Source organism: Caulobacter mirabilis, assembly GCF_002749615.1.
GTDB lineage: Bacteria > Pseudomonadota > Alphaproteobacteria > Caulobacterales > Caulobacteraceae > Caulobacter > Caulobacter mirabilis.
In genome coordinates, this window is sequence record NZ_CP024201.1 from 443,579 (window position 1) to 469,525 (window position 25,947).

Here is a 25,947-nt window from a genome sequence, read left to right on the forward strand (position 1 = left end):
AGCTGATGTAGCCTGATAAAGGCATATGCATGGCCCCGCAACGCCATCTCCGCTAGCGGCGAGGAGGCGCAGCGCCTAACTTGTGCGCATGGACGACGCCAGCCCGATCAAACCCTCGCTCACCGTACTCCTGGCCAGCCCGCGCGGCTTCTGCGCGGGGGTCGATCGTGCGATCCAGATTGTCGAGCGCGCCATCGAGAAGTACGGCGCGCCCGTCTATGTGCGGCACGAGATCGTCCACAACAAGCATGTGGTCGAGCGGCTGCGCGCTCTGGGCGCCGTCTTCGTCGAGGAGCTGGAGGAGTGCCCGGACGACCGGCCGGTCGTGTTCTCCGCCCACGGCGTGCCCAAGTCGGTGCCTGCGGAGGCCAAGCAGCGCCAGATGCTCTACCTCGACGCCACCTGCCCGCTGGTCTCCAAGGTCCATGTCGAGGCCCAGCGCCACTATGACGCGGGACGGGAGATCGTGCTGATCGGCCACGAGGGCCACCCCGAGGTCGTCGGCACCATGGGCCAGCTGCCGGAGGGCACGGTCCGCCTCATCGAGACGGCGGACGACGCCGAGACGTTCGAGCCGATCGATCCGATGAACGTGGCCTTCGTCACCCAGACCACCCTGTCGGTCGACGACACCGCCGACATCGTGGCGGTGCTGCAGCGCCGCTTCCCCGGCATCGCCGCCCCGCACAAGGAGGACATCTGCTACGCCACGACCAACCGTCAGGAGGCGGTGAAGCAGTTGGCCGAGCAGTCCGACCTGCTGCTGGTGGTCGGATCGCGCAACTCGTCCAACTCCGTCCGCCTGGTCGAGGTCGGCCTGCGCGGCGGGGCGGCGGAGGGCAAGCTGCTGGACGACGCCTCGGGGCTGGACTGGGCCTGGCTGGAGGGCGTCCGCACCGTCGGCGTCACCGCCGGCGCCTCGGCGCCCGAGCTGCTGGTCCAGGGCCTGCTCGACAAGCTGTCGACCCGCTACGAGCTGACCATCCAGGACGTGGCCCCGACCCGCGAGACGGTGACCTTCAAGCTGCCGCGGGTGCTGACGACCTGATCGCGCCTTGACCCGGGGCGCGGCGTCCCGCATCCCCCGCCCATGGCCGTCTACACCGACATCTCCGACGAGGAGCTCGACGCCCTGCTCGCCGACTACGACGTCGGCGAGGCGCTGGCCTTCAAGGGCATCGCCGAGGGGGTGGAGAACTCGAACTTCCTGCTCGAGACGACGAAGGGGCGGTTCATCCTGACCCTGTACGAGCGTCGGGTGAAGGCGGACGAGCTGCCCTACTTCCTGAATCTGATGACCTGGCTGGCCGACCGCGGCTTCCCCAGCGCCCGGCCGGTGGCCGATCGCGAAGGGCGGGTGTTGAAGACCGTGCGGGAGAAGCCGGCCGCGATGGTCGAGTTCCTGACCGGCCTCTCGGTACGCCGCCCGACCGTCGCCCACTGCCGCGAGGCCGGCGGCGGGCTGGCGCGGTTCCACCTGGCCGGCGACGGTTATCCGGGACGCCGCGCCAACGACCTGGGCCAGCCGTCCTGGGCGCCGATGTTCGATCGTCTGGGCGCCGCCGCCGAGGACCTGAAGCCGGGCCTGGCCGCGACCATCGCCGGCGACCTGGCGATGCTGGCCAAGGCCTGGCCCGGCGGCCTGCCGTCGGGGACGATCCACGCCGACCTGTTCCCCGACAACGTCTTCTTCCGCGAGGGGCGCTTCGCGGCCGCCATCGACTTCTACTTCGCCTGCGACGACGCCTACGCCTACGACCTGGCGGTGATGCTGAACGCCTGGTGCTTCGAGGCCGATGGCTCGTTCAACCTGACCGCCGCCCGCGCCCTGTTGGCCGGCTACCAGGAGCATCGGCCGCTGTCGGCGGCCGAGCGCGAGGCGCTGCCGGTTCTGGCGCACGGGGCGGCGATGCGCTTCTTCCTGACGCGGCTGAACGACTGGTTCTCGACCCCGACCGGCGCGCTGGTGCGGCCGAAGGATCCGCTGGAGTACGAGCGCAAGCTGGCCGTCCACCGCGCGGGCCTGGACCTGCTGGCCGACGCATGACGCCGAAGGTGGTGATCTACACGGACGGCGCCTGCCGCGGGAATCCGGGGCCGGGTGGCTGGGGCGCGATCCTCATGTCGGGCGGCCACAAGAAGGAGATCAAGGGCGGCGATCCGGCGACGACCAACAACCGGATGGAGCTGATGGCCGCCATCCAGGCGCTGGAGGCTCTGAACAAGCCCTGCAAGGTCGAGCTCCACACCGACAGCCAGTATGTGAAGAACGGCGTCACCCAGTGGATGCGCGGCTGGAAGGCCAAGGGCTGGCGAACCGCCGACGGCAGTCCGGTGAAGAACGAGGACCTCTGGAAGCGCCTCGACCTGGCCCGCGCCCGCCACGACGTGGACTGGCGCTGGGTGAAGGGTCACGCCGGCCACGAGATGAACGAGCGCGCCGACGAACTGGCGCGTCAGGGCATGAAGGAGATGCTCGGCGAGCGGTGACCTAGGCCGCCGTCTTCACCGTCAGCACCGACCCGGCCGCCGAGACGATGACCACCGTCTCGTCGGAGCGGTGGGCGTCGCCGTCCTCGGCCACGGCCGCCCATTCCTTGCCGTCGACGAAGACCCGGCCGCGGCCGTTGTGGAACGACTCCGTCACCGTGCCCTGATGGCCCACCAGCCGGCCGATGTTGTCGTTGATGTCGGGACCGTCGCCGGAGATGTTCCGCGGCAGGTAGCGGCGGGCGGTCACCGTCGTGACGATGGTCAGCGCCGCCCAGACGGCCAGGTGGATCGCCGCATTGCCGCCGGGGATGAAGGTCAGAAGCGCGACCACGGCCGCGCAGGCCGCGGTCCACAGCAGCCAGCCGGTGCCGGTCGAGACCTCGATCACCAGGAAGAGGCCGGCGATGGCCAGCCAGATCCAGAAGGGATGGGTCGCGTAGAGGTCGATGAGCCAGCCCATGGTGGTCGTTCCCTAGCTCTTGCTGCGCGGCACGGAGCCGCCCGAAGGCCGGCCGCCGTCGTCGCCGCTCAGCGTCTTCACCAACTCGCCGATGCCGGCGATCGAGCCAGTCAGGCCGGCGAAGTCGGCGGGCACGATGACCGTCTTCTGCTGGTTGCTGCGGGCCAGTTCGCCGAACGCCTCCACATACTTCTGGGCGATGAAGTAGTTGATGGCGTTGACGTCGCCGCGGGCGATGGCTTCCGACACGAAGGCCGTCGCCTTGGCCTCGGCCTCGGCTTCCCGCTCGCGCGCCTCGGCGTCGCGGAAGGCGGCCTCGCGGCGGCCCTCGGCCTGAAGGATCGCGGCCTGCTTGCTGCCCTCGGCCTTGGCGATCGCGGCCTGCTTCTCGCCGTCGGCCTCGGTGATGACCGCGCGGCGTTCGCGCTCGGCCTTCATCTGGCGGGCCATGGCGTTGGTGATGTCCGGCGGCGGGGTCAGGTCCTTGATCTCGATCCGCGTCGCCTTCACGCCCCAGGGGCCGGTGGCGTGGTCGATGGTGGCCAGCAGGCGGGTGTTGATCTGGTCACGCTGGCTCAGCACCTCGTCCAGCTCCATGGAGCCGACCACGGTCCGCAGGTTGGTCATGCAGAGCTGGCTGATCGCGTAGTTCAGGTTGTCGACGCGATAGGCCGCGGCGGCGGCGTCCATGACCTGGATGAAGACGATGCCGTCGACCTTCACCACCGCGTTGTCCTTGGTGATGACCTCCTGGGTCGGCACGTCCAGGACCTGTTCCATCATGTTCACCCGGCGGCCGATGGCCTCGAAGAACGGGGTCAGCAGGTGCATGCCCGGCGTCAGGGTGCGGGTGTAGCGGCCGAAGCGCTCCACGGTGAATTCGCGGCCCTGCGGCACGATCTTGATGATGCTGAAGGCCAGAATGATCGCCAGGACGATCAGAACGACCACGAAAATCGCCAAGGACATCGCGTCCCTCCCCAGAAGCAGTCTGGAGTTGAATCTAGTGGGGCGTGGGCGCTTCCGCCACTGAATCCGGATCGACGCCCTCCGGAAGGCTCTCCGCCGGCCCGGTGTTGCGGATCACGCGGGTGATCGACGACAGTCGTCCGGCCAGGGCCTGGCCCTTGCGCGCCACGGCCTGTTCGGCGCGCTTGCTGGCGGGGCCGCAGTCGGGAAACTCGCTCTGACGGGTGGCGTAGCCGGCGTTGAAGGCCTGGGTCAGCCGGCTGCTGAAGCCCGCGTCGGCGGCCTCCGTCTCGGTCATCCGCATCATGCGTTCGCGCCAGTACTGGTCGCCGTCGCCGGCGCAGGCCTGCCGCAGGGCATGGCTTTCGCCCAGCGCATAGGCCAGGTCGGTCAGAGTCTGGCGCTCGGCCGGCGGCCGTTCCTGCGCCAGGGCGGGAGCGGCGGCCAGGGTTGCGGTCAGGACCAGGATGGCGAGGCGACGATGCATGGCGCGATCTAACGGGCGCAGCATGGCTTTGTCACGGCCGCGCAAGCCTCGCGGGAACCCGAGCTCAGGTCGCTTCCACAGCCGCCAGCGCGGCGACCCAGTCTGCCTCCATCTCGCGGGTCCAGTCGCTGCCGGCCAGGTCCCTGAAGACCGCGTGGACCACGCCGAAGAAGGTCGCGAAGACATCGTCCGGCACGCCCAGCTGGTCGTGGTTCACCCGCTCGGCGCGGATCATGTTGGCGGCCCAGGGCCTGCCGGCGGCGAGGTCGCCCAGCGTCTCCAGGGCCACGGTCAGCATCTGGCCGCGCGCCTGTCTGGTCGCGTCGCCGACGAACAGCGCCTCCAGTTCGGGATGCCGGGCGAAGAGGCGCTCGTAGACCGGGTCGGTCGGATCGCCGGCTCGCGTCGCCACCAGCTCGAGACTGTCCTCGAACGCGCCCAATCAGCTGCGCCAGCGCAGCGTCGCCGGCTTCACCGGATTGACGAAGGGCCGCTCCTCGGCGCGGCTGGCGGTCCATTCGCGCTTGAGCTGCTGGTACCATTTGGCCTGGGTGTCGCCGTCGTCGAGCCACAGCAGCGGCGGATCGTACTTCAGGCCCATGTTCTGCAGGTTCACCATGTCGCCGTCCTGGTGCAGGAACTTGCGCACGAACGGCTTGATCAGCGGGCTGATGACGAAGACGGGGTGATCAGACCACAGCAGCTGGGTGATCACCGTCTTGCCCTCGTTGACCGGCGTCAGGCAGGTCAGGGCCAGCAGCTGGCGCGCGCCGATCTGGATATGCTCCCAGCGCATGCCGGGCAGGCGGAAGGTGATCTCCACTTCGGGCTGGCCGCCCAGGATGTCGTAGATGCGGTTGGCCTTGGACCGCGGATGGCGGACCATCACGAACCCGGCCTCGCTGGGTTCGAAGACCTTCTGCTTCTCGTACTGGCGCTTGGCCGAGCGCGCCCACCAGGCGGAGTGCACGAACGGCGCGTGGGTCGGGTCCATCAGGCCGACGACCGCGTGGTCCATGTGGGTGTCGAAGTCCATCCGCTCGACGACCTTGGGGCCGCCGCCGACCACGCCCGGGAACAGCGGCGGCGGCTGGTCGGGTTCGCCCTGGCCGCGCGGGTCGGACGTGAACCAGACGAAGACCATGCCCTGGCTCTCGGCCGCCGGATAGCGGCGTACGCGGATGCGCGAGGGATCGACGTCCTGGCCGTCGACCAGCGAGGGAATGGCGCTGCAGACGCCGTCGGTCCGGAACCGCCAGCCGTGGTAGGGGCACTCGACGCTCTCGGCGCCGTCGGCCTCGCGCACCAGCTTGCCGGCCGACAGCGGCGCGGCGCGGTGGGGACAGATGTCGCGGATGGCGTAGACCTCGCCGCCCCGCGTCCGCCCCAGCAGCACCGGCTCGCCCAGCAGTTCGTAGCGCTGCAGCTTGCCGGCCTTCAGGTCGGTCGACAGCGCGGCGAAGTACCAGCAGTCGCGCAGCAGTCCGGTCCCGAACTTCATCGGGGCGGGCTTGGCCTTGGCGGTCTTGGCGGAAGCGTCGTCGGCGGGCATGGGCCGTTTCTAGCGCTTCGCCGCGCTTTGGCGAAGTGCGTCCTTCGAGACGCTCGGCGGGGACATGCTCCCGCAGGGTGCGTGGCCCCGGCGGCGGGCGCATGGATCAGGGGACACGCACCTGCGGAGCATGTCCCCGGAGATCACCCCGCCGCCGTGGCGATCAGCCGGGTGTAGAAGTCCGTCATCCGGCGCAGGTTCTCGAGCGACATATGCTCGTTGGTGCCGTGGATCATGCCGAATTCGGCGATCGAGGCGTGCATCGGGGCGAAGCGGTACACGTCCTTGGCCACGCCGGTCATGTAGCGGCTGTCGGTGCCGGCGGTGACCAGGCCCGGCGCGACCGGGGTCTTGCCGCCGTCGGACGCCAGGGCGGCGAGCAGCTTCCAACCCTCCGACGAGGTCGAGGACACCGGCGACGGATCGTTGCCGCCCGGCGCCTCCCAGCTCAGGTCGACGGCCAGGCCCTTGGTCGCCGCCTTGGCGCGGGCCATCACGTCCGCTCGGGTCTGGCCCGGCGCGATGCGGTAGTTGATCCAGGCGGTGGCGTCCTGCGGCAGGACGTTCTCCTTGGGGCTGCCCTTCAGCATGGTCGGGGCGATGGTGGTGTGCAGCGTCGCGGCGCTGGCCGGGCTCTTGGCCAGCTGGCTCTTGAGCAGGCCGCCGAACAGCCAGGTGTTGGCCACGACCACCCGGGTCATGAGGCCGGTCTCCGGGGCGATGGCCCGGATCATGTCGGCGCCGGGACCCTTGAACTCCAGCGGGAAGGGGCTGCCGGTGATGGCCAGGATGGCCTTGGACAGGGTCTCGACGCCGGTCTCCTTCGGCGGGGCCGAGCTGTGGCCGCCGCTGGCCTTGGCGACGATCTTCAGCGTGGCGTAGCCCTTCTCGCCCAGGCCGACGACGGCGACCGGCTTGCCGACCATCGGGAAGTCCTTGACCACGGCCATGCCCTCGTCGAGCACCCACTCGGCCTTGACGCCGCGCTGCTTGAACAGCGCCGCGGCCGCCTGGGCGCCCGTGCCGCCGGCCTCCTCGTCCTGGCCGCTGACGACGATCACCGTGCGCTTGGGCTGGAAGCCCGACGCCGCCAGGGCTTCCAGCGACTCGAAGATCGTGACCAGCGAGCCCTTGTCGTCGATCGAGCCGCGGCCCCAGACCGCGTTCTCGGCGATCACGCCCTCGAAGGGCGGATGTTTCCAGTCCTTCTCCGTTCCCGCCGTCACCGGCACCACGTCCTGGTGGGCCATCAGAACGATCGGGGCGAGCGCCGGGTCGGAGCCCTTCCAGGTGTAGACCAGCGCCTTGTTGGGCAGGATCTCGCGGACCATGGCCTTGTGGACGGCGGGATAGGTCGTCGCCAGCCAGGCGTGGAGACCGTCCCACTGGGACCAGTCGTTTTCGGCCTTGTCCTGGTGGCTGATGGTGAGGAAGCGGATGGACTCCGACAGGTGTTGCGCCGCCTTGGCCTGGTCGACGGGTACGGATGCGGCCAGCTTCACGGCGGTGATGTCGACGGCCGTCGCCGGCTTGAACGTCGCGGTCCGATAGGCGACCACTCCGGCCAGCGCCGCCACGATCCCGACCAGGCCCAGCCCGACCTTGCCCAACGTCTTCATGCGTCCCGCTCCCCGAACATCTGTTGGGCGGCACCTTGGGACGGCGAGCGGGATGGTTCAACCGCTAAGCACGAGGGCCGGGGGTTTCGGGGGCGTTTCTCCTCTCCCGATGGGAGAGGGGCACCATGCGAAGCATGGTGGAGAGGGCCAAAGGCGTAGACCCCCTCCACCACCCGTCGGGTGGTCCCCCTCCCCCAAGAGGGGAGGATCAGAGTCGGCTGATCCTTGCGCCGTAGGCCGCCAGACCCGCCTCCGTCGCTTCGCCGTTCAGCATCAGGGTCTCGCCGGGCAGGTCGGCGGCGACGGGCTGGTCGCTCATGTTGAACTGGCAGAGCAGCCGCCGGCCGTCCCATTCCCGCTCGAAGACCAGCAGCGGCGGCGGCGCCTCCACGAACCGCAGCGTTCCCAGTCGCAGCGCCGCTTCGGCCTTTCGCAGGAAGAGCAGCCGGCGGGTGAAGTTCAGCGTCGAATGCGGGTCCCGCTCCTGCTCCGCCGCCGTCAGCGCCGCATGCTCCGGCGCCGCCGGCAGCCAGGGCGTTCCGGTGGTGAAACCATGGGCGTGCCCGGGCGCCCAGGGCATCGGCGTGCGGCAGCCATCGCGCCCCTTGTGCGCCGGCCAGTAGAGGTCTCCGACCGGATCGCGCAGCTGTTCGCGGGTCAGGTCGGCCTCGGGCAGGCCCAACTCCTCGCCCTGGTAGAGCAGGACCGTGCCGCGCAGGGCGAGCAGCAGCGCCAGCAGCAGCCGGGCCAGGGGCGGGGAGGCGTCGCCGAACCGGCTCGCCGTCCGCGGGACGTCGTGGTTGCAGAACGACACGCACGGCCAGTGGCGCTCGAACCGCGCCAGCATTTCGAAATGCCGCCGGATGAAGTCCGGTCCCAGTTTTCGGGCGTGAAGCAGCGGGAAGCTGTAGCCGGCGTGCAGGCCCGTCTCCGGATCGGCGAACCCGCCCGATCGCTCCGCCTCTTCCGAGAATTCGCCGAACACGAACCGGTCCGGATAGGCGTCCACGGTCCGCCGCACGGCGTCGAGCGCCTCGATATTCTCGACCAGATTGGAGTCCATCCAGTGCTTCTGGAAGTTGGCCGCCGCGCTCCAGCGCCAGCCTGCCTCGCTGGCCTCGACGGGGTTGTCGGTCAGGGCGTCGTCGTGAAGGTAGGCGTTGGCGACGTCCAGCCGGAAGCCGTCGACGCCCTTGGCCAGCCAGAAGTCGAGCACGTTCAGCGCCGCCGCCCGCGCGTCCGGATGCCGCCAGTTCAGCTTCGGCTGCTGGCGCAGGAACTTGTGATGATAGGCCTTCCGCCGCAGCGGCTGGTAGGCCCAGGCCGGCCCGCCGAAGGCGCTGAGCCAATTGTTCGGCGCCGTGCCGTCGGGTTTGAGATCGGCCCAGACATACCAGTCGGCCTTGCCGCCGCCGGTCAGGCTGTCGCGGAACCAGGCGTGCTCGTCGGAGGTGTGCGCCAGCACCTCGTCCAGCAGCACCCGGATCCCGTGGGCGTGGGCGGCCGCGATCAGGGTTTCCAGATCCGCCGTCGATCCGTAGTCGGAATGTATGGCCTCGTAGTCCGAGACGTCGTAGCCCCAGTCCCGGTTCGGGGAGGGGTGGACCGGCGACAGCCAGATCGCGTCGACGCCGAGGTCGGCGAGGTAGTCGAGCTTGGCCAGCACGCCGGGCAGGTCGCCATGGCCGTCGCCGTCGCTGTCGAAGAAGCTGCGGACGTAGATCTGGTAGACCGTCGCGCCGCGCCACCAGAGCGTCGTCGTTCCCATCCGTCCGTCCCCTGACCCCGACATTGCCGAAAGGTCACTTGAATCCGCGGGCGCCGTGGCGTCAACAATCGTCGTTCTTTCAGGCGGGGGCTCCGCGATGATCAATCGACGACTGTTGCTGGCGGCCGGTCCGGCCGTGGCCTTCGGCTTGGCCGGTTGTTCCCGAGAAGGAGCGGGCGCGCCGTCCGGCTCCCTGCAGAAGATCCTGAAGGACACCGGCGCGCCGGCCGTGGCCGGCATGGTCGTGACGGCCGAGGGCGTGGCCTACCTGGAGGCCGCCGGCCGCCGCCATCGTGGCGCCGAGGACGCCGTGACCAAGAACGATCTCTGGCATCTTGGCTCGAACACCAAGGCCATGACCGCGGCCCTGTACGGCAAGCTGGTCGAGGACGGCCTGGCCCGCTGGGGGGCGACGCTGGCCGAACTGTTCCCCGACCTGAAGCTGGACCCGGCCTGGGCGAAGACGACGATCGACCAAGTCATGAGCCACACCGCCGGGCTTGGCGACAGCGGCTATATCGGGCGGCCCTGGCTGGGCGAGGCGCGGGCGGACCAGCGGCCGCTGGAAGCCCAGCGCGCCTCGCTGATCGCGAAGGCCCTCGCCGCGCCGCCGAACGGCAAGCCCGGCGTGTTCGAGTACGCCAACATGAATTTCGTGCTCGCCGGGGCGGCGATCGAAATGCTGACCGCCGAGGCCTGGGAAACGGCGATGCGGACGCGGCTGTTTGCGCCGCTGGAGATGACCTCTGCCGGTTTCGGAGCGCCGCTCGGCGCTCAGCCCTGGGGACATGTGCGGCTGCCGCTCGGCTTCGGCGGTCTGATCCCGATGGATCCGGCCAACAAGCCCGACAATCCCGCGGCCATGGGGCCTGCGGGCAACGTGCATACGTCGCTGACCGACTACGCCAAGTTCCTGCGCGTGTTTCTGACCGACGGCGGCGGCTTCCTGAAGCCGGAGACCGTGGCGCATCTTCTCGCGCCGCCGTCCGGCGGCGACTATGCGCAGGGCTGGGGCGTGAACACCAAGGACCCCTGGGCGCAGGGGCCCCGCTACGGCCACGAGGGCTCCAACACCATGTGGCACGCCGTGGCCCTGGTCGCGCCGGCGCGGAAGCTGGCGCTCGTGACCGTGTCCAACGCCTTCCTGCCCGAGAAACGCAACGCCGCCTACGACCTGCTCAAGCAGCTCAAGGAGCGGTTCGCGCCCGCGTGAGGCCTTGCCGGCGCCGGCCGGCGTCCTCACCTGCTTGCGACGCGACCGGACGACGCCCGAAGGAAGCAACAATGACCTACGACAGACGCAGCCTGCTGATCGCCGCGACCGGCGCCGCGATGACCGCGCCGGCCTGGGTCCGCGCTGAAGCCGCCGAGCCGACCGCCGACCCGATCCCCGGCATTCTGGCGGCGACCGGTCAGCCCGCCCTGACCTGGGTTGGGGTCGGGACGAAGGGCGTCGAGGCTTCCGGCTTCGGGGGCGTTCGCCGGATCGGGGCGGCTGACAAGGTGGCTCAGGACGATCTCTGGCACCTCGGCTCGAACGGCAAGGCGATGACGGCCGCTCTGTACGGCCGGCTGGTCGAGGCCGGACGCGCCAAGTGGGGCGCGACGGTCCCCGAACTGTTCCCGGATCTGACGATCGATCCGGCCTGGGCCAAGACCACGGTCGAGCAGCTGCTCGGCCACCGGGCCGGCGTCGAGGAAGAGTCGTTCATGGAGAGCGGGTGGTTGTTGGCGGCGCATGCCGACCGTCGGCCGATCCGCGAGCAGCGCATGGATCTCGCCCGCACGATCCTGGCCAAGCCGCCGGCGGGAACGCCGGGCGCCTATGCCTACGCCAACTTCAACTACGTCATCGTCGGCGCGGCCATGGAGCGGATCCTGAACCAGAGCTGGGAGGACGGGATCGTCACCCGCCTGTTCAAGCCGCTGGGGATCAAGAGCGCCGGCTTCGGCGCGCCGCTCGGCGCCCAGCCCTGGGGACATTATCTGGACGAGCCTGTCGCCCTGGGGAAGCCGGCCAAGCTGACGCCGGTCGACCCCGCCGGTCTTGCCGACAACCCGCCGGCGCTCGGCCCCGCGGGCCGGATCCACATGTCGATGTCGGACTACGCCCGCTTCGCGCGCCTGTTCTTGGCGCGCGGCGACGGCGTGCTGAAACCCGAGACCGTCGAGCGCCTGGTCACGCCGGTTCCGGGCGCGGGACAGGCCTACGCCCTGGGCTGGATCGTGATCGACAAGGCCCCCTGGGCGGGCGGCGGTCCCGTCCTGACGCACGACGGCTCCAACGGGATGTGGCACGCCAGCACCCTGGTCGCCCCGGCGCGCGGCCAGGCGCTCCTGGTCGCCAGCAACGGGCCGGTCGAGACGACGGCCGTCCTCCGACTGATGCAGACGCTCCGCCGGCAGCGGTTGCCGGCCGCCGGATGATTGCGGCGCGCTCTCGGCGCGCCTAGGTTGCGTTTCCGGGGGTGTGGGTGACGAATTTCCGTAGAATCCGGCAGGCCGCTGGCCGCGAGCTTGTGCTGGCGGCGCATGTCGCCGCGTTCGAGATCGGCCGCCAGGCGCGTCAGCCGGTGGTCTGGGTCGCCGGGCTGCTCTTCTTCGGCTTCGCCGTCCTGCTGATGTCCGACGACGGCTTTCTCGGGTCGCCCGAACTGCGCCGGAATGCGCCGATCGAGGTCGCCAAGGCGCTGCTGATCCTCGGCGTCCTCTATGTCTTCGTCTCCGTGGCCCTGGCGGGCGAGGCGGCGCTCCGCGACATCAGAAGCGGCTTCGAGCCGCTGGTGCGGGCGACCTCCAGCCGGCGTTTCACGCGGCTGCTCGGGCGGTTCGTCGGCATGCAGATCGTCGCCGGCGGCCTGTTCCTGGTCGTGGCCAGCGGCCTCCTGGCGGGCGCCGTCGCGCCCTGGGTCGAGCCGACCGCGATCGGCCCCTTCGACTGGCCGGCGATCGGCCTGGCAGTGATCGTCGTCGGGCTCCCGGCCGTCACGACGCCGGCGGCCGTCTTCTTCGCGCTGGCCGCCTGGCTGCGGTCGATCACCGCGGTCTATGTCGCCCTCATCGTCGGGATCATGATCCTGCTGATCCTGCCGGGCATGATGAAGCAGGCCGGCCTCCCGTGGATGGAGGTCGCGGCCACGATCGAGCCCTTCGGCATGGTCGCCTTCCTGCACGACATCCGATTCCTGGAGCCTGGCGGGAATCTGTTCCATGCGTTCCAGTCGGGGCTCCTGATCGTCAACCGCGTGGTCGGCCTGGGCCTGTCGGCGGCGATGCTGGGCCTCGCCTTCCTGCTGGAGCGGCGAGAGGACGAGGCTCGTCTGCCACCGCGCCAGGATCCCGCCGACGCCGCCGTTCAACCGCGCCTGGCGACGGCGTCGCGCCGTTTCGGGCCGGCCGCCGCCGTCCTTCAGTTTCTCGCGCGGCTGAGGCTGGAGACGCGGCTTCTTCTGCGCAGCCCGTCGCTGATCATCCTGGCGGGGCTGTTGCTGGTCTGCGCGATCCTGGACCTCTGGTCCCACAACAGCCTGGCCGGCACGCCGAGCCTGCCGGCCACCCGGGTCATGGCGGACGGGGTGCGCTCCTGGCTCGGAATGCTCTCGCTGATCGTGACCGCCTTCTATGCGGGCGAGATCGTCTGGCGCGAACGGGACCGTCGCGTGGACGAGCTGATCGACTCCACGCCGACCCCGGACGCGGTCATCCTGGGGGCGAAGATCGCGGCGGTGGCGTCGGTGTTGCTGATCCTGCTGTCGACGGGCGTCCTGGCGGTGATGGTCGTCCAGCTCGGCAAGCGCTACTTCGACGCCACGCCGGACCAGTATGTCGCCCTGATCATCGCGCCCGCCTTCCTGCAGATGGTCTTCCTCGGCGCCTTCTCGATCACCGCCGCGGCCCTGGCCCCCAACCGCTTCGCGGCCTGGGGGCTGACGGCCGCGCTGCTGACGCTCAGCGTCGTCGCCGAGGTCATGGGGTTCGCGCACCCGCTCTACGACTTCGCCGCGACGCCCTATCCGACCCTCTCGGAGATGAATCCCGACGGTGATGGATCGAAGGGGTTCATCTGGCTGTCGACCTACTGGACACTGTGGGGCGCGCTGCTGCTGTTCGGCGCCTGGCTCTTCTGGCGGCGGGGCCGCGCGGGGCCCTCGAAGGCGCTCCTGGCCCAGGCGCGCCGACGGCTGGCCGGTCCGGGCGGCGCGATCGCCGGCGTCCTCGCGGCCGCGACCCTGGCGGTCGGCGGCTACGTTTTCATGAACACCAACGTCTGGGCCTGGTGGGCGACCGATCACGAGATCGAGGCGTTCCAGGCCGATTGCGAACGCGATCTGGCGCCCTATCTGGATCGGCCCGAACCCGCGATCGTCGACATGGTCATGAAGGTCGACATCGCCCCCAGCCGAACCCGCCTGACGGCCGAGGGCGTCTATGTGATCGAGAACCGGACCGGCGGGCCGCTGGCGCAGGTTCGCCTGCAACTCCCGTCGGATGCAGACGAGGTCCGGGTCTCCGTTTCAGGCGCGCGCAGCGTCCTGAGGCGCGAGACCTGCGGCCTTGATGTGCTGGCGTTCGATACGCCCCTGCGTCCGGGAGAGCGGCGGCGGCTGACCTTCCGCACCGAGATCGCGCCCCGCGGCTTCGGCTCCAGCCAGAACCGGGTGGTGCGCAACGGGACCTTCGTGGACAGCCACGAACTGGCGCCCGTGGTCGGCGTGACCCGCAGGGACTTCCTGACCGACGCCGACGATCGGCGCCGCCAGGGCCTGGAGCCCGAGGCGCCGATGCTGGAGCCGGACGCGCCGGGCGCTCGCGACCGCAACTATCTCCGCGCCGACCTCGCGCCCCTGGACATCACCATCTCGACCGACGCCGACCAGGTTCCCGTCGCGCCCGGCCGGCCGGTCAGCGACGTCCGCAAGGATGGGCGACGGACCATCCGCTACGTCTCGCGGCAGCCGATCCGGACCTTCTTCTCCGTCCAGTCGGCGCGCTACGAGGTTCGGCGCGTCCCGCACGGTCCGGTGGACGTCGCCGTTTTCTTCCATCCGGGACATGGCCGGAACGTCGACCGCATGATCGCCGCGATGAAGGGCGGCCTCGACGTCTATCAGCGGGAGTTCGGCCCCTACCAGTTCGACTACCTGCGGATCGTCGAGTTCCCGGCCTATGGCGACTACGGCCAGGCCTTCGCCGGGACGATTCCGATCTCCGAGAACGCCGGCTTCATCGCCGATCTGCGGAGCGCCGGGAACTTCGACTACGTCACCAACCTCGTGCTGCATGAGGTGGCTCACCAATGGTGGGCGCACCAGGTGATCGGCGCCGACGCCAAGGGGGCGCTGCTGCTGTCCGAGGGACTGGCGGAGTACAGCGCCGCGATGGCCCAGGGGCGTCTCCAGGGCGATCTGCAGGGCGGCCGGGCGATCGATCAGTCCTGGCTGGAGTACCGGAAGGGCCGGGCCGAACGGCGCGAGGATGAGCCCCGCCTGCTGCGCGTCGAACGTCAGGCCTATGTCGCCTATCATCGCGCCGCCGTCACCCTGGCCCATGTGCGGGTGACCATCGGCGAGGCCGCGCTGCATCGCGCCCTGCGCCGCTTCCGCGACGACCACGCCTTCCGCGCCGCGCCCTACCCGACGAGCGACGATCTCCTGGCCGTGATCCTGGAGGAGACGCCGCCGAAGGCGCGCGCCAAGGTCCGAGCGCTGTTCGAGCGCGTCGAAGAGCCTGTGGGTATCGGTTTCGCCCCGGCTGCGAAGCCCTCCGAACTGAAGTAACGTCGTCACGCGACATCGCTGGGGAGGGCGTGACCATGGTTCGTGCGGGCGGCGGCGTGTTCGCGATCGTGCTGTGCCTGCTGGCGGCGGCGCTGGAAGGCTTCGATATCGCCTCGATGGGCGTGGCCGCGCCGAAGATGGTCCCGGCGCTGGGCCTGTCGAAGCCGGAGGCGGGGATGGCCTTCAGCGCCAGCCTGCTGGGCCTGTTGATCGGCGCCGCGGCCTGCGGGACCATGGCGGACCGCTGGGGGCGCAAGCCGGTGCTGCTGGCGGCGGTCATCGTCTACGGCCTGTTCTCGCTCGCGACAGCCTTCGTGGCCGACTACGACCTGCTGCTGGCGGTGCGCTTCGTCACCGGCCTGGGCCTGGGCGGGGCGATGCCCATGCTGATCGCCATCGCCTCCGAGCTGGCGCCCGAGCGACGGCGCACGGCGGTGGTCAGCGCGGTGACGGCGGGGATGCCGATCGGCGGGGCGCTGGTCGGCCTGCTGGCGCGGACGGACCTGGCGCTGGCCGACTGGCGGCTGATCTTCATCGTCGGCGGGATCGCGCCGCTGATCATGGCGGTGGTCCTGTGGCTGTGGCTGCCGGAGACGCGGCGGGCCGACGCCGCCCCCGCGCCGAAAGGCGCCGGGCTGGCCGCGCTCTTCGGACGCGATCGGCTGGCGACGACGCTGAGCCTCTGGATTTCCTACGCCGCCATCGCCCTGGTGCTGCACCTGTTCCTGAACTGGCTGCCGATCCTGATCGTCGACCGGGGTTTCGAGGCCAAGGCGGCGGCCGGGGTCTCGACCCTGTTCAACCTCGGCGGCGCGGCGGGCGGGCTGCTGGCCGGCCTGGTCATCGACCGGTTCGGCGCGCGCTGGCCGCTGGCGCTGCTGTTCGCCCTGCTGATCGGAGCGCTGTTCGCGCTGGCCTCGCCGACGGCCGGGATCGCCGCGACCAGCGTCCTGGCCTTCGCGGTCGGCTTCCTGATCATGGCCGGCCAGTTCGGCCTCTACGGCCTGGGCCCGAGCTACTACGCCCCGGCGGTGCGGGGGACGGGCGTCGGCGCGGCCATCGCCGCCGGCCGCTTCGGCTCGGCGGTCGGACCGTTCGCGGCCGGCGAGCTGCTCGGCGCGGGGGCCAGCGGCTCGCAGGTGGTCTGGTTCACCGTGCCGGTGGTGCTGCTCTGCGCCGCCGCGGCGATGACGCTGACAGTCGCGGGGAAGCGGGCGGCATGACCGTCCTCGTCCTGGGCGGAACCGGCTTCATCGGCGGGCCTGTCGTCCGTCGGCTGACGGAAGTCGGAGAGACGGTCGCGCTGCATCGGGGCGGCCGGTCCGCGCCGGCCGGCGCCGTGAACCTGGTCGCCGACCGGGGCGATCCTCGCGCCGTCCTGGCCGGCGTCCGCGCGCATCGGGTCACGACCGTCGTCGACATGATGGCCATGACCGAGGCCGACACCTTGCCGCTGTTCGAAGTTCTGGCCGGCGAGATCGGGCGATACGTCCTGGCCAGCTCGGCCGACGTCTATCGCAACTACGAGGGGCTTCACCGCAAGGCCGCGCCCGAACCGATCCGCGAGCCTCTGGCCGAGGACTCGCCGTTGCGGACGACCCGCCATCCCTACCGTCTGACCGAGCCCCGCGCGGCGGACGATCCGCAGAAGATGTTCGACGACTACGACAAGATCCCGCTGGAGCAGGCGCTGCTCGCCCAGTCCGGCTTCGACGGGACAGTCGCGCGGCTGCCGATGGTGTTCGGGCCCGGGGATCGGCAGCGGCGGTTCGCCTGGCTGATCGCGCCGATGGCCGCGGGCCGGGCCGAGATCGCCGCGCCGGCCGCCTGGCTCGACTGGCGCACCAGCTACGGCTTCGTGGAAGACGTCGCGGCCGGCCTGGCCCTGGCGGCGACGCATCCGGCGGCCGGCGGGCGCGTCTACAACATCGGCCCTGCGGAACCGCTGTCGCATCGCGATTGGGCGGCGCGGCTCGCCGATGTGATGAGGTGGGAGGGGCGACTGGTCGAGGCAGGCGAGCCGAGCGGGCCGCTGGCCGGGCTTGATCTGGCCTATCCGCTGGTCACCGACACCGCCCGCATCCGCGCCGAGCTCGGGTACGAAGAGGCCATGGCGCCGGGTGAGGCGCTGCGGCTTACGATCGCCGACGAACTGGCGCGCGAAGGCTAGGTCGGATCGAGATTCACGCCGGAAGCCTGGGCGTATCCGCCTTCATCCGAAGGTCCTCGCGAAGGCGGGGACGATCGGGAGAAGGGGGAGGCCTGATAATCCTCGCCCTAAGGCCTTGATGGAATGGGAGCGCGAGCGGTCGCCTTGGTCAAGGACGGCCCTCCGGGCCGCCGCTGCGCGGCCGGCGAAGCCGGTCCTTGAGCAAGACGCCCGCTCGCGCAATGCTCCGCCAAGGCATCAGGGCGGAGGCTGCCGGAGTGGCGGCGGACTTTTTGAAGGGCCGGTGAGGGGGAGACGTCAAGGCGATGTCTGTAACGGGTCGAAAGCGAGCCTCGGCCTGGAACGCAAAAGCGGCGGCCCCCTCCCGAGAGCCGCCGCCTGAAGCGTCCAACATTCGCGAGCCCTAAGCCCCGCGCTCCGCCGAGATCTCCTGCACCTCTTCGAACGTCCGCAGCCCAGGGCGCTGGGCGCAGACCAGCACGCCCATGTTTCCGGGGAGGTGCTTGTTGTCGAGCATCTTCTCGTGCGCCGCCGGGATGTCCTCCCAGGTGAAGACCTCCGACAGGCAGGGGTCGACGCGGCGGTCGATGACCAGCTGGTTGGCGGCGCTCGCCTGCATCAGGTTGGCGAAGTGGCTGCCCTGGACCCGCTTCTGGCGCATCCACAGGAAGCGGGCGTCCATAGTCAGGTTGTAGCCGCTGGTCCCGGCGCAGATGGCGACCATGCCGCCGCGTTTCACCAGGAACACCGACACCGGGAAGGTCGCCTCGCCCGGATGCTCGAACACCAGGTCGACGTCCTTGTTGCCGGTGATCTGCCAGATCGCCTTCCCGAACTTGCGGGTCTCCTTCATGTAGTCGGAGAACTCCGGCCCGTTGACCGTCGGCAGCTGGCCCCAGCAGTTGAAGTTCTTGCGGTTCAGCACCGCCTTGGCGCCCTGGCTGAGGACGTAGTCGATCTTGTCGTCGTCGCTGACCACGCCGATGGCGTGGGCGCCGGCGACCGCCGCCAGCTGCACCGCGAACACGCCCAGGCCGCCGGAGGCGCCCCAAACCAGCACGTTCTGGCCGGGCTTCAGCTCGTGCGGCTTGTGGCCGAACAGCATGCGGTAGGCGGTGGCCAGGGTCAGGGTGTAGCAGGCGGCCTCTTCCCAGGTCAGGTGCTTGGGACGGGGCATCAGCTGGCGCGACTGCACGCGGCAGAACTGGGCGAAGCTGCCGTCCGGGGTCTCGTAGCCCCAGATGCGCTGGCTGGACGAGAACATCGGGTCGCCGCCGTTGCACTCCTCGTCGTCGCCGTCGTCCTGATTGCAGTGGATGACCACCTCGTCGCCGAGGTTCCAGCGTTTGACCTTGGAGCCGACCTTCCAGACGATGCCCGAGGCGTCGGACCCGGCGATATGGTAGGGATGCTTGTGGCCGTCGAGCGGGCTGATCGGCTCGCCGAGCGCGGCCCAGACGCCGTTGTAGTTCACGCCCGCGGCCATCACGAGCACCAGCACCTCGTCCTCGCCGATCTCCCAGGTCGGCACCACCTCGACCTGCATGGCGGTCTCGGGACGCCCGTGGCGCTCCTTGCGCACGGTCCAGGCGTACATGTTTTTCGGCACGTGGAAGGCCGGCGGGATCTCGCCGATCTCGTACAGGTCCTTGACGGGGGTCTTGTCCAGGGTCTCGGCGGCGGCGGTCATGGCGGGGCGTCCAACGGCGTTTCTATTGCAATGCGGCAGCGCCGGTTGCTGTTCCGGCGTCGTTTCGATCGTCGGGCGGTCGGCTCGCGATCCTTGGCATCACCAGGGCGGCGCAAGGCCATGCCTCTCGACCGGCCCCAATGCCCTTAGCGATGGAAGGATCGTGTGGCAGGCGTCGGAACCTGGCAAGGGAATTCTTGTGCGACGCAGCATCGCCTCGGGTGGAACGGAGCGTCCGCTTGACGCTTGCGGCATGTTGCGCCGCAAAAAAACGGGGCGCATGATCCCGGCAAAACAACAAGAAACGTCGGAAACGCGTGAGACCCGCCATGAGCCGCAAGCCCTTCCAGCACGCCCCCGACGCGCCTTGGATCTTCCGCACCTACGCCGGCCACTCGACGGCGGCGAAGTCGAACGCGCTGTATCGCCGCAACCTGGCGGCCGGGCAGACGGGCCTGTCGGTGGCCTTCGACCTGCCGACCCAGACCGGATACGACGCCGACCACATCCTGGCGCGAGGGGAGGTCGGCAAGGTCGGCGTGCCCGTCGGCCACCTCGGCGACATGCGCACCCTGTTCGACGGCATCCCGCTCGACCGGATGAACACCTCGATGACGATCAACGCCCCGGCCGCCTGGCTGCTGGCGATGTACGTCGCGCTGGCCGACGAACAGGGCGCTGACCGCAAGGCGCTGCAGGGCACGACCCAGAACGATCTGATCAAGGAATACCTGAGCCGCGGGACCTACATCTTCCCGCCGCAGCCGAGCCTGAAGCTGATCGGCGACATGATCGCCTGGTGCTACCGCGAGGTTCCCAAGTGGAACCCGATGAACGTCTGCAGCTATCACCTGCAGGAGGCCGGCGCGACGCCGGAGCAGGAGCTGGCCTACGCCCTGGCTACGGCCATTTCGGTGCTGGACACGGTGCGCGCCGGCGGCCAGGTCCCGGAGCAGGACTTCGAGATCGTCTGTTCCCGGATCAGCTTCTTCGTCAACGCCGGCGTCCGGTTCGTGACCGAGCTCTGCAAGATGCGGACGTTCACCGTCCTCTGGGACGAAATCCTGCGCGAGCGCTACGGCGTCCAGGACGCCAAGGCCCGGCGCTTCCGTTACGGGGTGCAGGTCAACAGCCTGGGCCTGACCGAGCCGCAGCCCGAGAACAACGTCTACCGCATCCTGCTCGAAGCCCTGGCCGTCACGCTGAGCAAGGACGCCCGCTGCCGGGCGCTGCAGCTGCCGGCCTGGAACGAGGCGCTGGGCCTGCCGCGGCCGTGGGACCAGCAGTGGTCGCTGCGCATGCAGCAGGTGCTGGCCTACGAGACCGACCTCCTGGAATACGAGGACCTGTTCGCCGGCAGCCATGTGGTCGAGGCCAAGGTCGCCCAGCTGCGCGAGGGGGCGCTGGCCGAACTGGGCAGGATCGACGAGATGGGCGGAGCCTCCGCCGCCATCGACTACATGAAGGGCGCGCTGGTCGCCTCGAACGCCGATCGGGTCCGCTCCGTCGAGACGGGCGAGATGACCGTCGTGGGCGTCAACCGCTGGACCGACAGCGAACCCTCGCCGCTGAGCGCCGGCGAGGGCGCGATCGAAACCGTCGACCCCAGGCTCGAGGCCGAGGTCGTCAGTCGTCTGAAAGCCTGGCGGGCCGAGCGGGACGCGACCGCCGCCGACCTGGCCGTCTCGGCGCTGAAGACCGCCGCTCGCGAAGGCCGAAACATCATGGAGCCCTCGATCGCCGCGGCGAAGGCCGGCGTCACCACCGGCGAGTGGGCCTTCGCCCTGCGCGAGGTGTTCGGCGAGTATCGCGGCCCGACCGGCGTCGCCGTGGTCGTCGCCACGGGCGAGGACGCCGAGGACATCGAGGCGGTGAAGGCCGATGTCGAGCGGGTGTCCCAGGTGCTCGGCCGCACCCTGTCCTACCTGATCGGCAAACCCGGCCTCGACGGTCACTCCAACGGCGCCGAGCAGATCGCCACCCGCGCTCGCGCCGTCGGGATGGAGGTCCACTACGACGGCATCCGCTCGACGCCCGAGGAGATCGTCCGCCGGGCGAAGGCGACGCGGGCCCATGTCGTCGGGCTGTCGATCCTCAGCGGGTCACACCTGGACCTGGTCCAGGAGGTGGTGCGGCTGATGCGGGCCGAGGGCCTGGCGGAGGTTCCGGTGGTCGTCGGCGGCATCATCCCGCCGGAGGACGCCCTGATCCTGAAGCAGATGGGCGTCCGCCGCGTCTACACGCCCAAGGACTTCAAGCTGACCCAGATCATGGCCGACGTGGTCAAGGTCGTGGAGGACGCGGCGCTGGCGACGGCGTGAGTCCGGGCTGTGCGGACTGGACGGCCAAGGCGTTCAGCAGCTAGGGTTCGGTCATGGGGGCAGTTTCGAAGTTCCGCGATAGTTTGCCTACACTGGTCAAGATCATCCAGACCGTGGCGGGGACTGCGCTCGTCGCGGGGGTAATTTGGACAATCCCCAGCACGAACGCGCTCGTTGATCCCGTGCGGGTTCTGTACCGGGGTCTCATATTGGTCGGCCTGGTGCTTGGCGGTGCGTTTCTGGCGTTCACCCTCTGGGCGCGGTGGAAAGCCAAGAATCGCGAAAAGCCTGCGAGGCTCCCAACCCTGCTCCTGGTCAACGCGATGCTGTGCGTCTTGCTGTGCGCCAATGGTCTCGCGTGGTTCTTCGGGGTTCACGAGAGCAGCGCCCGGGTCGTCGTGGGCGGGATTTGTCTAGCCGCGCTTGCCGTGGCTCTCTTGTGGTCTACGCTCAGAGCCTTGGCGCGGCTTGGACGACAAGAGCGGCCGGCCTAGTCCTCGACCCGCATCCCGCCCAGCCGCCAGGCCGCGACCCAGCCGAGGATGGCCAGCGGCACGAAGGAGGCGAACAGCCAGAACCCGGCCTGCCGTCCGGTCTCCGGGTCGACGCCCTCGGCGAAGCCGAGCGCGGCCGCGACCGAACTGGCCGCCGCCGCGCCGACCGCGCCGCCGATCATCTGGGCGGTGGGCACGGCCGAGGAGCCGAGCGGACGCTCGGCGTCGGACAGGCTGGCGATGACCCGCTTGGACAGGAAGGCCCAGGACATGCCGAAGCCGACGCCGGCCAGGCCCAGGGCGACGACGATCATCCACAGCGTTCCGTAGGGCACCGCCCAGGCGCTGAACGCCAGACCCGCGAGGACGCCGGTCGCGCCCAGCCGGATCATGAAGCCGTCGCGGTTGTGGACGCCCGAGACGGCGAAGGCCGCCACCGTCCAGCCCGCCGCCACGGCGGTGATGACGTAGCCGGCGACGAGCGGGGTGGCGTCGTGCAGCACCTGGACGAAGGCCGGGCCGTAGACGCTGAAGGCGATGGTCGCCGCCTCCATGGCGAAGATCACGAAGTAGCCGGCGCCGGCCGCGGTCGCCAGGTTGCCGGCCGACTTCGGCAACAGCACGCCGCCGGCCCGGGCGTCGAGGCGCAGCAGCAGCCAGACGCAGACCACGCCGCAGACGGCGAAACCCAGGTCGAGCGCGATGTTGCGGGTCGCGCCGGCGCTCGCGATCAGGGCGACGCCGAGGGCTAGAATCAGCAGCTGGGGGATCGGGATGCGCGGCGTGGCGTCGCCCTCGGACCGGGGCGAGCGCTTGACCAGCAGGAAGGTGGCGCCGACGAAGATCAGCCCCTGCGCCGCGAAGAACCAGAACGCCCCTCGCCACCAGTCGGCCTGGGCGAACAGGCCGCCGATCAGCGGGCCGAGCAGGGTGGCCGCCCCCCAGACGCCGGCCAGGGCCGACAGGATGCGGACCCACAGGCCCTCCGGGAACATGGCGTTGATCGCGACATAGCAGAGGGCGGCGATGGCGCCGGCGCCCAGGCCCTGGACCAGACGGCCGGCGACGAAGACCAGGAAGTCCGGGGCCAGCGCGCTGAGCGCGCAGCCGGCGGCGTAGGCCACGCCCGCCACGGCGATGGCGGGGCGCAGGCCGATCTCCAGCGACAGCCGGCCCGAGCAGACGCCGGCGACGATCGCCCCGAGCAGGAAGGCCGCGATCGACCAGCCGAAGTGCTGAAAGCCGCCGATCTCCGCGGCGATGGTCGGGGTGAGGGTCACCGTGACCAGGGCGTCCGCGGCGTTCAGCCAGATGCCCAGGCACAGGAAACCGAACCGCGACGCCAGCGCGGGCCGCAACAGATCACGCCACGTCGCGGCGACGTCGGCGGGCGCGGCGGCGTCCTTCATCTCGTCGATCTCCCCTCGGACCATCCAGATGGATGTTTACGCTCGTTATGCAAGCGGTGCGCGGCGTCCGTGGTGGTGGACTGCGTCCATTCGTCCGGGTCAAGCTGTCCGCGACAAGAACAGAGGAAGCCCGCCATGCCGATGGTCCCCTTCGCCGACGTCGACGCCCTGCCGCCCAAGGCCCGGGAGTACTGGGACAAGCTGGCCGCCAAGCTGAACATCTTCCGCATGCTGGCCAACGCCGACACCCTGATGGAGCCGGCGCTGCGGTTCGGCGGGGCGATCCTCAGCCGACAACAGCTCGGCGCGGACCTGCGCGAACTGGTCATCCTGCTGGTCGCCGAACTGGAGGGCGGCGAGTACGAGTGGAATCAGCACGTGCCGATCGGCCTGGCCTGCGGCTGCACCCAGGCCCAGATCGACGCCCTGGCCGCGCGTCGCTTCGACGACCCGGCCTTTGACGCCCGGGAGCGGGCGCTGCTCGCCTTCGCCGCCGAGGTGATCGAGAAGGTCAAGGCGAGCGAGGCCAGCCTGGCCGAGGCCCAGAAGCACTTCAGCAGCAAGGAGATCGTCGAGATCATCCTGACCTGCGGCTTCTACATGACGATGGCCAGGCTGACCGAAACCACCCGCACCGACATCGACCCGCCGGCCGGCGGCAAGGTGGTGGCCGCGCTCAACCGCTGACCGTCACCTTCTCGACACGAGGATCGGGAACTCTGGTAACGACGTTCCATGGCCGGCTATCGCGTTCCCCGTCCTGATCAGCCGCAGATCGAGCGGCGCGCCGCCCGCCAGACCCTGGTGGCGCGGATCGTCGGCTTCACCCTGCTGTGGGGCATCGTCGGCGTCCTGGCCTTCGCGGCCGACCGGGCGATCCCTCGCGAGCACCTGCCCTGGAAGCCGTTGGCGCTGGTCGATCCGGTCGGCATGGCGACCAAGATCAAGGCCGCGCGGTCCGGCGCCGATCCGAAAGCCTGCCGGGCGGTCCTCTACAACGGCGGGGTCGAGTTCTCCGAGGTCGCGCCGCGCGTCTCGGGGTTCTGCGCCGTCCACGACGCGCTGACGATCGAGGCCGGCCTGGCGCCGCTGAAGCCGGACGGGGCGGAGATGACCTGCAAACAGGCCCTGGCGGTCAGCATCTGGGAGCGGCAGGTGGTCCAGCCCGCCGCCTTCGACCTGTTCGGCCAGGGGGTGGTGCGGATCGACCACTACGGCGCCTTCGCCTGCCGCCGGATGTACGGCCGCGAGGATACGCCGGTCAGCGAGCACGCCGCCGCCAACGCCCTGGACGTCGCCGCCTTTCGCCTGGCCGACGGCACGGTGATCGCCGTGGCGGCCGACTGGAGCGATCCCGGGCCGAAGGGCAAGTTCCTGCATCGCGTCCGGGACGGCGCCTGCCAGGTGTTCCTGACCACGTTGAGCCCGGACTACAACGACGCCCACCGCGACCATTTCCACCTGGACATGGGCGGACAGGCCAAGTGCGGATGAGGCGTTGCCTTCCCTAGGGGAGGGCGGCGGACGCTGATCTCTCATCGGTCCCGGGGAGGGGAGCCATGGCCGACTTCAGCGCCTTTGCAGGACGTCCGGTTCCGGATTGGTACGCCGAGCCGCAGCTCGGGATCTTTATCCATTGGGGGCTGTTCGCTGTGCCGGCCTATGCGCCGCCGGGGCGGTCGATCACCAGTCTGTTCGAGACCGACTACGACGACGCCTTCGTGCTCGGACCCTACGCCGAGTGGTACGAGAACGCGCTGCGCGACCCGGGCAGTCCGACGTCGGAACATCATCGCGCTCATTGGGGCGACGCGCCCTACACGCACTTCCGCGAGCCGTTCGAGGCCGCCGCGCAAGCCTTCGATGCGGAGGCCTGGGCCGATCTGTTCCAGAAGGCCGGAGCCCGGTACGTCGTGTTCGTGACCAAGCACCACGACGGCTACTGCCTGTGGCCGACGCAGGTCGAGAATCCGCATCGTCCCGGCTGGCGGTCCGGGCGCGACTTCGTCGGCGAACTGGCCGAGGCCGTCCGGGCGCGCGGGATGCGGTTCGGGCTCTACTACTCCGGAGGCCTCGACTGGACGTTCCGGCCGCGGCTGATCCGCAACATGGGCGAGATGTTCGCCTGCGTGCCCACGGACGACGCCTATCGCGCCTATGCCGCGGCCCAGGTGCGCGAGCTGATCGACCGCTACCGGCCTTCGGTGCTGTGGAACGACATCGCCTGGCCCAACGCCGAAGACCTGCCGGCCCTGTTCGCGGACTACTACCGCGCCGCGCCGGACGGGGTGGTCAACGACCGCTGGCTGGGCGTCGCGCCGCTGTTCGAGAGCCTGCGCGATCCGGCCGTCTGCGCCGCCTTCAACGACCGGATCAAGGCGCGCATCGCCGAGCAGGGCGTTCATGGCGGCGGCGGCGCGGTCCCGCCGCATGCCGATTTCCGCACCGTCGAGTACGGCTTCGGCGATCATCTGCAGGGCGTGAAGTGGGAGTCGACCCGCGGCCTGGGCCTGGCCTTCGGCTACAACGCCGCCGAGCCGACCTCGGACTACCTGACCGGCGAGCAGCTGCAGGCCCTCTATCGCGAGACGACCGCGGCCGGCGGCAATCTGCTGATCAATGTCGGCCCGAAGGCGGACGGTTCGATCCCGGACGTCCAGCGCGAACCGCTTCTGGCCCTGGGGCGTGCGCTGGCGGCTTGACGCCGCGTCGCCCAGCCGCCACGGTGCGCCAACTTC

21 protein-coding genes are annotated in these 25,947 nt (G+C 70.1%); 12 read left to right on the plus strand and 9 right to left on the minus strand.

What is annotated here, in order from left to right; translation table 11 throughout:
• Window positions 1-88 precede the first annotated feature (88 nt).
• Genes ispH through rnhA form a run of 3 tightly spaced genes read left to right on the plus strand, consistent with a single transcriptional unit; the run spans window position 89 to window position 2,490 of the window.
• The gene (gene ispH, locus CSW64_RS02135; protein ID WP_099620551.1) at window positions 89-1,048 is read left to right on the plus strand and encodes a 4-hydroxy-3-methylbut-2-enyl diphosphate reductase; all 960 of its coding nucleotides are present in this window, start codon (window positions 89-91) and stop codon (window positions 1,046-1,048) included.
• Between the two features lie 42 nt (window positions 1,049-1,090).
• Window positions 1,091-2,047, plus strand: coding sequence for a homoserine kinase (thrB, locus tag CSW64_RS02140; protein ID WP_099620552.1), 957 nt, complete (start codon window positions 1,091-1,093; stop codon window positions 2,045-2,047).
• Window positions 2,044-2,490 carry a ribonuclease HI gene (rnhA, locus tag CSW64_RS02145; protein WP_099620553.1) on the plus strand — a complete coding sequence of 149 codons (447 nt, stop codon included), beginning with the start codon at window positions 2,044-2,046 and terminating at the stop codon, window positions 2,488-2,490. The genes thrB and rnhA overlap by 4 nt, the downstream gene beginning before the upstream one ends.
• A gap of 1 nt (window position 2,491) precedes the next feature.
• Here the strand turns inward: rnhA and CSW64_RS02150 are convergent, their stop codons facing one another.
• The 7 genes from CSW64_RS02150 to CSW64_RS02180 all read right to left on the minus strand — a co-directional run bounded on the left by CSW64_RS02150 (window position 2,492) and on the right by CSW64_RS02180 (window position 9,348).
• The gene (locus tag CSW64_RS02150; RefSeq protein ID WP_099620554.1) at window positions 2,492-2,953 is read right to left on the minus strand and encodes an NfeD family protein; all 462 of its coding nucleotides are present in this window, start codon (window positions 2,951-2,953) and stop codon (window positions 2,492-2,494) included.
• A gap of 12 nt (window positions 2,954-2,965) precedes the next feature.
• The gene (locus tag CSW64_RS02155; RefSeq protein ID WP_099620555.1) at window positions 2,966-3,922 is read right to left on the minus strand and encodes an SPFH domain-containing protein; all 957 of its coding nucleotides are present in this window, start codon (window positions 3,920-3,922) and stop codon (window positions 2,966-2,968) included.
• A 34-nt stretch (window positions 3,923-3,956) separates the two neighbouring features.
• Window positions 3,957-4,409, minus strand: a complete 453-nt coding sequence (locus CSW64_RS02160; RefSeq protein WP_099620556.1) for a TIGR02301 family protein — start codon at window positions 4,407-4,409, stop codon at window positions 3,957-3,959.
• Window positions 4,410-4,473: 64 nt separating this feature from the next.
• Entirely contained in the window at window positions 4,474-4,851 is a 378-nt protein-coding gene (locus tag CSW64_RS02165; RefSeq protein WP_099620557.1) for a globin domain-containing protein, read from the minus strand.
• Window positions 4,852-5,961 carry an aromatic ring-hydroxylating oxygenase subunit alpha gene (locus CSW64_RS02170; RefSeq protein WP_099620558.1) on the minus strand — a complete coding sequence of 370 codons (1,110 nt, stop codon included), beginning with the start codon at window positions 5,959-5,961 and terminating at the stop codon, window positions 4,852-4,854. It abuts the gene before it with no gap.
• 143 nt (window positions 5,962-6,104) lie between these two features.
• Window positions 6,105-7,580: a M20 family peptidase gene (locus CSW64_RS02175; RefSeq protein WP_099620559.1), complete on the minus strand. Its 1,476-nt coding sequence runs from the start codon at window positions 7,578-7,580 to the stop codon at window positions 6,105-6,107.
• A 208-nt stretch (window positions 7,581-7,788) separates the two neighbouring features.
• Window positions 7,789-9,348 (minus strand): alpha-amylase family glycosyl hydrolase, encoded by a 1,560-nt coding sequence (locus tag CSW64_RS02180; RefSeq protein WP_099620560.1) that lies wholly within the window; start codon window positions 9,346-9,348, stop codon window positions 7,789-7,791.
• A 97-nt stretch (window positions 9,349-9,445) separates the two neighbouring features.
• Between CSW64_RS02180 and CSW64_RS02185 the strand changes: the two genes are divergently transcribed.
• The 5 genes from CSW64_RS02185 (at window position 9,446) to CSW64_RS02205 (ending at window position 17,295) form a co-directional block, all read left to right on the plus strand.
• Complete coding sequence (locus CSW64_RS02185; protein WP_099620561.1) at window positions 9,446-10,561, plus strand: serine hydrolase domain-containing protein; 1,116 nt, start codon at window positions 9,446-9,448, stop codon at window positions 10,559-10,561.
• 71 nt (window positions 10,562-10,632) lie between these two features.
• Window positions 10,633-11,775 carry a serine hydrolase domain-containing protein gene (locus CSW64_RS02190; RefSeq protein ID WP_099620562.1) on the plus strand — a complete coding sequence of 381 codons (1,143 nt, stop codon included), beginning with the start codon at window positions 10,633-10,635 and terminating at the stop codon, window positions 11,773-11,775.
• Window positions 11,776-11,822: 47 nt separating this feature from the next.
• Window positions 11,823-15,125, plus strand: a complete 3,303-nt coding sequence (locus CSW64_RS02195) for an ABC transporter permease/M1 family aminopeptidase (RefSeq protein WP_150131304.1) — start codon at window positions 11,823-11,825, stop codon at window positions 15,123-15,125.
• Window positions 15,126-15,160: 35 nt separating this feature from the next.
• On the plus strand, window positions 15,161-16,348 hold the full coding sequence (locus CSW64_RS02200) for an MFS transporter (RefSeq protein ID WP_099620564.1): 1,188 nt from the start codon (window positions 15,161-15,163) through the stop codon (window positions 16,346-16,348).
• Entirely contained in the window at window positions 16,345-17,295 is a 951-nt protein-coding gene (locus CSW64_RS02205; protein ID WP_099620565.1) for an NAD-dependent epimerase/dehydratase family protein, read from the plus strand. The genes CSW64_RS02200 and CSW64_RS02205 overlap by 4 nt, the downstream gene beginning before the upstream one ends.
• A 403-nt stretch (window positions 17,296-17,698) precedes the next feature.
• On the opposite strand, the gene ccrA is transcribed toward CSW64_RS02205, so the two are convergent.
• Window positions 17,699-18,985: a crotonyl-CoA carboxylase/reductase gene (gene ccrA, locus CSW64_RS02210; RefSeq protein ID WP_099620566.1), complete on the minus strand. Its 1,287-nt coding sequence runs from the start codon at window positions 18,983-18,985 to the stop codon at window positions 17,699-17,701.
• 329 nt (window positions 18,986-19,314) lie between these two features.
• Between ccrA and CSW64_RS02215 the strand changes: the two genes are divergently transcribed.
• On the plus strand, window positions 19,315-21,306 hold the full coding sequence (locus tag CSW64_RS02215) for a protein meaA (RefSeq protein WP_099620567.1): 1,992 nt from the start codon (window positions 19,315-19,317) through the stop codon (window positions 21,304-21,306).
• A 490-nt stretch (window positions 21,307-21,796) separates the two neighbouring features.
• Here the strand turns inward: CSW64_RS02215 and CSW64_RS02225 are convergent, their stop codons facing one another.
• Complete coding sequence (locus tag CSW64_RS02225) at window positions 21,797-23,209, minus strand: MFS transporter (protein WP_099620569.1); 1,413 nt, start codon at window positions 23,207-23,209, stop codon at window positions 21,797-21,799.
• Between the two features lie 135 nt (window positions 23,210-23,344).
• Between CSW64_RS02225 and CSW64_RS02230 the strand changes: the two genes are divergently transcribed.
• The 3 genes from CSW64_RS02230 to CSW64_RS02240 all read left to right on the plus strand — a co-directional run bounded on the left by CSW64_RS02230 (window position 23,345) and on the right by CSW64_RS02240 (window position 25,911).
• The gene (locus CSW64_RS02230) at window positions 23,345-23,896 is read left to right on the plus strand and encodes a carboxymuconolactone decarboxylase family protein (RefSeq protein WP_099620570.1); all 552 of its coding nucleotides are present in this window, start codon (window positions 23,345-23,347) and stop codon (window positions 23,894-23,896) included.
• Between the two features lie 48 nt (window positions 23,897-23,944).
• The gene (locus CSW64_RS02235; protein ID WP_099620571.1) at window positions 23,945-24,703 is read left to right on the plus strand and encodes an extensin-like domain-containing protein; all 759 of its coding nucleotides are present in this window, start codon (window positions 23,945-23,947) and stop codon (window positions 24,701-24,703) included.
• A gap of 65 nt (window positions 24,704-24,768) precedes the next feature.
• Window positions 24,769-25,911 (plus strand): alpha-L-fucosidase, encoded by a 1,143-nt coding sequence (locus tag CSW64_RS02240; protein ID WP_099620572.1) that lies wholly within the window; start codon window positions 24,769-24,771, stop codon window positions 25,909-25,911.
• The last annotated feature ends 36 nt before the right edge of the window (window positions 25,912-25,947 follow it).